The organism is Paraburkholderia diazotrophica, from assembly GCF_900108945.1.
GTDB classification, from domain to species: Bacteria; Pseudomonadota; Gammaproteobacteria; order Burkholderiales; family Burkholderiaceae; genus Paraburkholderia; species Paraburkholderia diazotrophica.
In genome coordinates, this window is sequence record NZ_FNYE01000010.1 from 213,609 (window position 1) to 222,978 (window position 9,370).

At 61.1% G+C, this 9,370-nt stretch carries 4 protein-coding genes; all 4 read right to left on the reverse strand.

The genetic code is table 11. From position 1 onward, the window contains the following. Positions 1–36 precede the first annotated feature (36 nt). Positions 37–297 (reverse strand): hypothetical protein, encoded by a 261-nt coding sequence (locus tag BMW76_RS15695; protein WP_090866503.1) that lies wholly within the window; start codon positions 295–297, stop codon positions 37–39. 101 nt (positions 298–398) lie between these two features. Continuing rightward, a complete protein-coding gene (locus tag BMW76_RS15700) occupies positions 399–563 on the reverse strand; it encodes an FmdB family zinc ribbon protein (RefSeq protein ID WP_090866542.1) in 165 nt (54 codons plus the stop codon). A gap of 135 nt (positions 564–698) precedes the next feature. Beyond that, positions 699–2,843, reverse strand: a complete 2,145-nt coding sequence (locus BMW76_RS15705; RefSeq protein WP_090866505.1) for a response regulator — start codon at positions 2,841–2,843, stop codon at positions 699–701. Positions 2,844–2,852: 9 nt separating this feature from the next. Continuing rightward, positions 2,853–8,888: a hybrid sensor histidine kinase/response regulator gene (locus BMW76_RS15710; protein WP_218162537.1), complete on the reverse strand. Its 6,036-nt coding sequence runs from the start codon at positions 8,886–8,888 to the stop codon at positions 2,853–2,855. Positions 8,889–9,370 lie beyond the last annotated feature (482 nt).

The window sequence follows — 9,370 nt, forward strand, 5'->3', positions numbered from 1 at the left end:
CGCGAAGGCGCCCGTAAAGCGCAACGTGCGGCGGCGTCAGCGATGAACGTCGCCGTCGGGAGCAGGCAACGCAAAGCCCTTCGCCTGCTCCCGGTCCTGCAGGTTCACTGCGGCAATGACGGTGTTTCGCGGAATCAGGATTTTCAGTCCTTCATGTTCCGCTTCGCAGATGTCTTCGCTCGCGTCGAAGGTTTCGCAAACCAACTGGCTCCAGTCGTCCCGTTTCGCGTGCTCCTTGAACGCTTCGGGTGAGACGTCGCGCCAGTAGGCGCCATGCAGAATGACGAGCCATGCCATCACGACCTCGTGACGTTAAGACGTGTTTTGATGCATCCATTTACCGCACAACGCACAACGCACAACGGCATGCGTCATGACGGCGGGATTTGATCGGGCGCTCAACTCTTCCTGGAAGTCTTCGCAACGAACGGCGTCGGTGCATGCTGCACCTTGTCGCTCCCGCATTTGGGACATTTCAGCTGCACCGTTGAATGTTCTGCGAGATGCTCCGCGTGTTCGAACGTTTCACCACAACTCTGGCAACGATACTGGTAGGTCGGCATGCTGATCCTCCCGTGCGGATGAAGGGGATGCGCGATCACGCGCATTCGTGCGACGTCGGCTCATCTCATTCTAGTTCGTGCGCGGGGCGCGCACATACCATCGTTTGCGCGATCGGACGAAACCGCCGGCGAAAATCACGTCGCGGCCATGCCGTCATAGTCGCGGCCCTCTTCGCGTGTGGCCAGCAGTTCGAGCAGCGCCGCAGGATCGGCGGGCTTGACGAGATAGTGGTCGACGCCTGCTTCCATCGCCTGCCGCACGTTCTCTTCCTGGCCATAACCGCTTAGCGCGATCATCAACGCGCGTGGGCACGCGCTTCCCTGCCGCAGATATCGCGCGAGCTCGTAGCCTGTCATGTCCGGCAGTCCGATGTCGAGCACGACCACGTCGGGCTTCATTTCCGCGGCGACGCTCAATGCCGACTCGCCGTCCGTCGCGCATCGGACAATGTAGCCGTGTATCGCGAGCAGCGCTTCGAGGCTTTCGGCAGAAGCCACGAGATCGTCCACGACGAGAACGCGCGTCGCCGCCTTGCGGTTCAGATGGACGACGGTTGCCCGTACGGGCGTAACGCGCTCGGTCATCGTGCCGGGCAAGCGGATCGTAAACTCCGAGCCCTTGCCGAGCCCTTCGCTCCTGCACTGAACCGACCCGCCGTGCAGTTCCGTCAGATGCCGCACGAGCGTCAGTCCGATGCCGAGTCCTCCGAGCGAACGATGCAGCGATGCATCGGCTTGTGCGAAAAGATCGAACACGTGTGGCAGGAATGCTGCGTCGATGCCCTGTCCGTCATCGGCGACGGTAATCGACGCGATGCCGTCGGCAAAGCGCGTCGACAGCGAAATATGCCCGCCTTGCGGCGTGAACTTGGACGCATTGTTCAGCAGGTTCGCGACGATCTGCGCGAGCCGGACGACATCGCCATCCACGACGGCATCGACGGCCCCTTCGTCGCAAGTCAACGTTTGCGAGTGACGTATGAGATGAGGACGGCTCGTCTCCACCGCCCGGCCGATCACGACGGAAAGCGGCACGGGCGCCTTGCGCAGCGTCACCGTGCCTCTCGCAATACGCGACACGTCCAGCAGATCTTCGACGATGCGCACCATATGCTCGACCTGCGTGCCGACGATCTCGCTCGCCCAGCGCAGCACTTCCGCATCGCCCTTCTTCGCGCTGCGCATTACGGCGGCTGCATTGGCGATCGGCGCGAGCGGATTGCGCAGTTCATGCGCGAGCATCGCGAGGAATTCGTTCTTGCGCCTGTCGCCATCGCGGATCGTCGAAAACAGCAGCGCGTTTTCGAGCGCGATGGCAGCACGGCTGACGAACTCCTGGACGAGCGTGGTCCGCTCGGCGGGCATCGGCCCTGCCGCCGCGCAGAGCACGAGCACGCCCTTCTGGCTGCCCGTCAACAGCGGAAACGCGCTCACGCACCGGATGCCTTCGCAAGAGCACGCGTCGCTGATGTTTTCGGTAACGAACTCGTCGATACCAGGCTCGTTTTCAGGGCTGCTCTCATGCAGCAGTCGATCAACGAAGCGGTTCACGTCGGGAAAGGCCTGCGCGAGCGTGCCGGCCCGAAACGCGGCGAAATCCGGCGGATGCGGATGGTTGCGCCGCGCCGATCTTGCCGTATAGTCCGCGGCGAACTCGCCGATGCCCCTCACCGCGACGAACGCCGTCTCGGCGAGTTCGCCCGATGCAAGCTCTGCAATGCGCTGCAACGTCGTATCGATTTCGAGCGAACGGGTCAGCACGTGGCTCGCGGCGGCAAGAAAATCGGCGCGTTGCCGTGCGCGCTCGGCAGCTGCTCTGCCCGCTTCCGCGCGCACGAACGCTTCGCGCTCTTCCGCGCGCAACAGCAGCTCCTTGTGCATGCGATGCATTTCCACGAAGACCTTGACCTTCGAGCGCAGAATCTCCGGAACGACGGGCGCGGAAATATAGTCGACGGCGCCCAGCAAATAGGCGCGCTTCATCTCGGACTCGTCGATATACGCGGTCACGAAGATGATCGGCGTGCTGGCCGTGCGCCGGTAAGTGCGCAACAGCGACGCCGTTTCGAGACCGTCCATGCCCGGCATGTTCACGTCGAGCAGGATGACCGCGAAGTTCCGCTCCAGCACGGCCTTCAGTGCTTCACGCCCCGATCCGACCGTAATCACGTTCTCGCCGAGCTCTTCGAGAATCGTGCGCATCACGAGGTGCTGTTGCGGCAAGTCGTCCACGACGAGAATGTTGACGGGTTGCCGCGAAGAGGCGACGGCATTGTCCATTGCGCTCTCCTAGCGATGCAGCCACGCATGAAGCACCGCGAGCAGATCTTCGCGGTTGACGGGCTTCGACAGATAGTCCCACGCGCCCGCTTCGATGCAGCGTTCGCGATCGCCCTTCATCGCTTTCGCCGTCACCGCGATGATCGGCAGCGTGCGGCCGACCTCGCGCTTGCGGATCTCTCTCGTTGTCGCGAGGCCGTCCATCTCCGGCATCATGATGTCCATCAGAATGATGTCGATCTCGTCGTCCGCTTCGACGAGCCGGATTGCGTCCCTGCCGTTGTCGGCCCAGACATGCTGCATGCCGTGATCCTCGAGGACGGTTGCAAGCGCAAAGATATTGCGCATGTCGTCGTCGACGATCAGCGCCTTGCGGCCGGAGAGATCCGCATTCGCGCCATGGAGACTGTCGATCACGTCGCGCGCTTCATCATGTAGCCACTTGCGGTCGAAGTGCAGCGATGCGACCGTCGCATCGAGCAGGCGGCTCATGTCGGAAACGGCGAGCGGCCGGAACGTTTCGATGTCGCGCGCCCATGCGCCCGGCTCTTTCCCGTGCGTCAGCACGACAAACGGCAACGGCGCGAAGAGTCCTCTGTTCGACAGTGCCGCCTTGATGTCCTCAAGGCTCGACTCGAACAGTTCCGCGCCGATCGCGACCGCGCCCAGATTCCTGTCGGCAAGCGCCGCTATCAGCTGCTCGCGTGTTGCTGCAAATACAGGTGAAATCTTGTCGCTCGACAACGACGAGGCGAAGTGTTCGCGCTCGGGCGAATCGGGCAGCGCGACGAGCAGCTTGCGCGGCGTCGTATCGGCGTAGCGGGCCAGCACGCTCAGCGCATCGTCCAGTATTTCGCGGGCCTGGATCGGCTTCGCGAGAAAAGCGAACGCGCCCGCCTCCAATGCGCGCTCGCGCGCCTCGTCCGTCGAGATCACGCAGACGGGCATATGCCGCGTCGCCATATCGTGCTTGAGGCGGTTCAACACACGCCATCCATCCATATCCGGCAGGAACAGATCGAGCGTGATGACGTCGGGCTTGAACTGATCGGAGAGCGTCAACGCGGGTGCGCCAAGCGGCGTGACGAGCCCCTTGAAGCCGCGCTCGCGCGCTGCGTCCAGCAGGAAATGTGCGAACGCCAGATCGTTTTCGACGATCAGCAGCACGCGGTCTCCGGGCATGATGTTGAAGCGGTCGTCTTCGGGTGTGCCCGCCAGTTCGCGCGTTTCGCTGACGACGGTATCGATGAATTCATGCGCCGCAAGCGCATCGGCCTCGCTGGCGGCATCGCTGCTGTTGAGAACGGTGGCGGCATCGTCGCCGGAAACGGAGACCGTCTTTCTCGCGACGCGGCCCATCTCGCCCGACAACGGCAGATAGAGCGTGAAAGTACTGCCCTTGTTCGGCGAGCTGACGAGCCGGATTTCTCCGCCCAGCAGTTTCGACAGTTCGCGGCTGATCGCAAGGCCGAGACCCGTGCCGCCGTATTTACGGCTGGTGCTGCCATCGGCCTGCTGGAATGCCTCGAAGATGATCTGCTGCTTGTCCGCCGAAATGCCGATGCCCGTGTCGGACACCGAGAACGCGATGACCTCTTTCGCGCAATTGAGCTCTTCGTTATCCGCGTTCCACCCGCCGAATACTTCTTCGATCGATAGCGTGACATGTCCGCGATGCGTGAACTTGAATGCGTTCGACAGCAGGTTCTTGAGGATCTGCTGCAAGCGCTTGATGTCGGTGCGGACCGACGCAGGCAGACGCGTGCCGAGATGGATCACGAAGTCCACGTTGCGCGCTTCGGCGACGTGGCGGAATGTGCGCTCGACATACGACATGAGATCGGCGAGGCGATGTTCGGCGAAGTCCATCACCACTGTGCCCGACTCGATCTTCGACAGATCGAGAATGTCGTTGATCAGCATGAGCAGCTCGTTGCCCGACGAGTGTATCGTTCTCGAGAACTCGATCTCTTTCGTCGACAGATTGCCTTCGGGGTTCTTGCACAGCTGATCGGAAAGAATCAGCAGGCTGTTGAGCGGCGTGCGCAGCTCGTGCGACATATTGGCGAGAAATTCCGATTTGTACTTCGACGTCAGCGCAAGCTGCTTTGCTTTTTCTTCGAGTGCCTGGCGCGCCTGCTCGACTTCGGTGTTCTTGCGCTCGACTTCCTGATTCTGATGCGCGAGAAGCCGCGCTTTTTCCTGCAGTTCTTCGTTGGTCTGCTGTAGTTCTTCCTGACGGCTCTGCAATTCATGCGCGAGCGACTGCGATTGCTTGAGCAGATCTTCCGTTCTCGTGTTGGCCTCGATCGTATTGATGACGATGCCAATGCTCTCCGTCAGCTGATCGAGGAACGCGAGGTGAGTGGGATTGAAGCACTCGGACGAAGCGAGTTCGATCACGCCCTTCACCTGCCCTTCGAACACGATGGGCAGCACGAGAACATTGTGCGGCACGATGCTGATCAGCCCGGACGTGATGCGGATGTTGTCGGCGCCGGACGGCTCCAGCAGAATCTTGCGGCGCTCGACGGCACATTGGCCGATGAGTCCTTCGCCCAGTTGCACGCGCTTGCCATGCGACAGATGACCGCTCGATGCATAGCTCGCCATCAGCCGCAACGACGCGGCGTCATCGGACGAATCGAGCACGAAGAACTCGGCCTGCTGAACGCCGACCACAGGCGCGAGCTCGGAAAGAATCAGCTGGCCGACAGCGACGAGATCCTTCTGCCCTTGCAGCATGCGGCTGAACTTGGCGAGATTCGTCTTGAGCCAGTCCTGCTCGGTGTTGACCTGCGTCGTGTCCTTCAGGTTGCGGATCATCTCGTTGATCGTGTCCTTCAGCGCCGCGACCTCGCCTAGCGCCTCGACGGTGATCGACCGCGTGAGGTCGCCCTGCGTGACGGCCGTCGCGACTTCGGCGATGGCCCGCACCTGCGTCGTCAGATTCGCCGCAAGCTGGTTGACGTTTTCCGTCAGCCCCTTCCATGTTCCCGATGCGCCCGGCACCTTGGCCTGGCCGCCGAGCTTGCCCTCGACGCCGACCTCACGCGCCACGGTCGTCACCTGATCGGCGAACGTTGCGAGCGTATCCGTCATGCTGTTGATCGTGTCCGCGAGCGCCGCGATTTCGCCTTTCGCTTCGACCGTCAGCTTGCGCGCGAGGTCGCCGTTCGCAACGGCCGTCACGACCTTTGCGATGCCGCGCACCTGGCTCGTCAGGTTGCCCGCCATGAAGTTCACGTTGTCGGTCAGATCCTTCCATGTACCCGCTACACCCTGCACATAGGCCTGGCCGCCGAGCTTGCCTTCCGTGCCCACTTCGCGCGCGACGCGCGTCACTTCCGATGCGAACGAGCGCAACTGATCGACCATCGTGTTGATCGTGTTTTTCAGTTCGAGTATTTCGCCCTTCACGTCGACCGTGATCTTCTTCGACAGATCACCCGCTGCAACGGCTTTGGTCACGTCCGCGATATTGCGCACCTGCGCCGTCAGATTGCCCGCCATGAAGTTCACGTTGTCGGTCAGATCCTTCCAGGTGCCCGCCACGCCCTGAACGTCCGCCTGGCCGCCGAGCTTGCCTTCCGTGCCCACCTCGCGCGCCACGCGCGTCACTTCGGATGCAAACGAACCGAGCTGATCGACCATCGTGTTGATCGTGTTCTTCAGTTCGAGGATTTCGCCCTTCACGTCGACGGTGATCTTCTTCGACAGATCACCCGCGGCAACGGCCTTCGTCACGTCGGCAATATTGCGCACCTGCGCCGTCAGATTGCCCGCCATGAAGTTCACGTTGTCGGTCAAATCTTTCCACGTGCCCGCCACACCCTGCACGTCCGCCTGGCCGCCGAGCTTGCCTTCCGTGCCAACTTCACGCGCAACGCGCGTCACTTCTGATGCGAACGAGCGCAACTGATCGACCATCGTGTTGATCGTGTTTTTCAGTTCGAGTATTTCGCCTTTGACATCAACGGTTATCTTCTTCGACAGATCGCCGGCCGCAACAGCCGTCGTCACTTCGGCGATATTGCGCACCTGTGCCGTCAGATTGCTGCCCATCGAATTGACGGAGTCGGTCAGATCTTTCCATGTGCCCGCCACGCCCTGCACATCCGCCTGGCCGCCGAGCTTGCCTTCCGTGCCCACTTCGCGCGCGACGCGCGTCACTTCCGATGCAAATGAACTGAGCTGATCCACCATCGTGTTGATCGTGTTCTTCAGCTCGAGAATTTCGCCCTTCACATCGACGGTGATCTTCTTCGACAGATCGCCCGCCGCGACAGCCGTCGTCACCTCGGCGATGTTGCGAACCTGTGCGGTCAGATTGCTGCCCATCGAATTGACCGAGTCGGTCAGATCCTTCCACGTGCCGGCGACGCCCTGTACCTCCGCCTGGCCGCCGAGCTTGCCTTCCGTGCCCACTTCTCGCGCGACACGCGTCACTTCCGATGCGAACGAACGCAACTGATCGACCATCGTGTTGATCGTGTTCTTCAGCCCGAGAATTTCGCCCTTCACATCGACGGTGATCTTCTTCGACAGATCGCCCGCCGCGACAGCCGTCGTCACTTCGGCGATGTTGCGCACCTGTGCGGTCAGATTGCTGCCCATCGAGTTCACCGAATCGGTCAGATCCTTCCATGTGCCCGCGACGCCTTGCACCTCGGCCTGGCCGCCAAGCTTGCCCTCCGTGCCGACTTCACGTGCGACGCGCGTCACTTCCGACGCAAACGAACGCAACTGATCGACCATAGTATTGATCGTGTTTTTCAGCTCGAGAATTTCGCCCTTCACGTCGACGGTGATCTTCTTCGACAGGTCGCCCGTTGCAACGGCAACCGTGACCTCTGCGATGTTGCGCACCTGGCTCGTGAGATTGCCCGCCATGAAGTTCACGTTGTCGGTCAGATCCTTCCACGTGCCCGCGACGCCCTGCACGTCCGCCTGGCCGCCGAGCTTGCCCTCCGTGCCGACTTCGCGCGCGACGCGCGTCACTTCCGATGCGAACGAGCGCAACTGATCGACCATCGTGTTGATCGTGTTCTTCAGTTCGAGTATTTCGCCCTTCACGTCGACGGTGATCTTCTTCGACAGATCGCCGGCCGCGACGGCTTTCGTCACTTCGGCGATGTTGCGCACCTGGCTCGTGAGATTGCCCGCCATCGAGTTGACGGAATCGGTCAGATCTTTCCACGTGCCGGCAACGCCCTGCACGTCGGCCTGACCGCCGAGCTTGCCTTCCGTGCCGACCTCGCGCGCGACGCGCGTCACTTCGACGGCAAACGTGCCGAGCTGCTCGACCATCGTATTGATTGTCTTGGCCGTGTGCAGAAACTCGCCCTGCAACGCACGGCCATCGGCTTCGAGCGCCATGCTTTTCGACAGATCGCCCTGCGCGACCGCGCCGATCACACGCGCGACTTCGCTCGTCGGATGAACGAGGTCGGCGATCAGCGAATTCACCGCATCGATCGAATCGCCCCAGAAGCCGCGCGCATACGGAAGCGCAGCGCGTTCCTTCAGCCGCCCTTCCTTGCCGACCACCCGGCTCAAGCGGCCGAGTTCTTCCGACATGCAGATGCTCTGCTCGACGACATCATTGAAGACTTGCGCGACTTTGCCGTGCATGCCCGTCCAGTCCGCCGGCAACGAAACGGCCTCTCCTTTTTGCAAGGCAGCCAGCGCAGCGAGCACTGTTCGTGTGCATTCGTGGGCGGTCGTCACGCTGTCGAAAAGCTGATTCACGTGGGACGCGCTATCGAGCCAGACGCCTGCCAGCGCATCGCTGCTGACCGCGACTTCCTTCGGCAGAAAGCCGGGACCGGACAGACGCCTCGACATCTTGCCGATGTCCTGTGCGACGCGCCCCGTCTGCGAAGACAACAGATTGAATTCGGATGCAACTTTCCCTGCGTCACCCTCCCAGTCATCGGGCAGACGATATGACGTGTCTCCCCGACGCAGCGCATTGAGCGCAGCAGCGATATGGGCAAGCTGATCATTGGATTGCTGCGGTGACTCGACTGCGAACGTGTCCATGCGTTCCTCACCTGTCACAAATAAGCGGCTTTATTCTGGTTTTGAATTGGGTGCCTTCAAAAACTTCTTCGGTCTATGTCTTTGCTCTATTTCCACAGGAGTCGCGTCTGCGCAGGCGAACGCCTGCACGGGCCAAGCTGGATGCCCAGCAAGCATAGACGTTACCAGCTATACGCATGCATCGGGAGGCGCGCCGCTATTAAATTTGTCGTCGGCTTCCGGGCTAACACCGACGTACGCAACAAAGAATAGATGAATCCACGGTGAAATGTTAAAGGCGGATTACAACCTCTGATCTAGCCTAAAGAGAGCCGGTACTTGTTTCCGGTTTATCTTTAAAGACCCGTAGATTTTTCTTGAGCGTGCGCAATCGAATTTGCTCAAGAATAAAAAAAGCCCGGCGATTGCCGGGCAAGCACTGCATTCGATTGGTCGCCGCCATAACTTCGGCGGCGAGTCGTCGATGTCACTTCATATTATTG

Excerpts from the sequence above, each read along its gene's own strand:
- BMW76_RS15695 (WP_090866503.1), bottom strand. The coding sequence starts at position 297 with ATGGCATGGCTCGTCATTCTGCATGGCGCCTACTGGCGCGACGTCTCA.
- BMW76_RS15700 (WP_090866542.1), bottom strand. The coding sequence starts at position 563 with ATGCCGACCTACCAGTATCGTTGCCAGAGTTGTGGTGAAACGTTCGAA.
- BMW76_RS15705 (WP_090866505.1), bottom strand. The coding sequence starts at position 2,843 with ATGGACAATGCCGTCGCCTCTTCGCGGCAACCCGTCAACATTCTCGTC.
- BMW76_RS15710 (WP_218162537.1), bottom strand. The coding sequence starts at position 8,888 with ATGGACACGTTCGCAGTCGAGTCACCGCAGCAATCCAATGATCAGCTT.